The organism is Enterococcus cecorum (assembly GCF_052119425.1).
Taxonomy (GTDB): domain Bacteria; phylum Bacillota; class Bacilli; order Lactobacillales; family Enterococcaceae; genus Enterococcus_E; species Enterococcus_E cecorum_C.
In genome coordinates this window covers 1-676 of sequence record NZ_JBQKFH010000096.1, presented here as the reverse complement: position 1 = coordinate 676, position 676 = coordinate 1, and the positions used below count along the sequence as shown (strand labels likewise).

General features: G+C 50.9%; 1 rRNA gene. It reads left to right on the top strand.

Annotated elements, in window-relative coordinates:
- A 23S ribosomal RNA gene (locus ACTQZM_RS11950) occupies window positions 1-676 on the top strand; the annotation flags it as partial.

The window sequence follows — 676 nt, the reverse complement described above, 5'->3', positions numbered from 1 at the left end:
TAAGAATGAGCTGTGATGGGGAGGTTGATCTTGAATCGACCGAGTTTCTGATGTCACACTGTCAAGAAAAGCTTCTAGCGAGAAAACAACGACCCGTACCGCAAACCGACACAGGTAGTTGAGGAGAGAATCCTAAGGTGAGCGAGAGAACTCTCGTTAAGGAACTCGGCAAAATGACCCCGTAACTTCGGGAGAAGGGGTGCTGCATTTATGCAGCCGCAGTGAATAGGCCCAAGCGACTGTTTATCAAAAACACAGGTCTCTGCAAAATCGTAAGATGAAGTATAGGGGCTGACGCCTGCCCGGTGCTGGAAGGTTAAGAGGAGTGCTTAGCGCAAGCGAAGGTACGAATTGAAGCCCCAGTAAACGGCGGCCGTAACTATAACGGTCCTAAGGTAGCGAAATTCCTTGTCGGGTAAGTTCCGACCCGCACGAAAGGCGTAACGATTTGGGCACTGTCTCAACGAGAGACTCGGTGAAATTTTAGTACCTGTGAAGATGCAGGTTACCCGCGACAGGACGGAAAGACCCCATGGAGCTTTACTGTAGTTTGATATTGAGTGTCTGTACCGCATGTACAGGATAGGTAGGAGCCGTAGAAGTCGGGACGCCAGTTTCGACTGAGGCGCTGGTGGGATACTACCCTTGCGTTATGGCCACTCTAACCCGCACCACT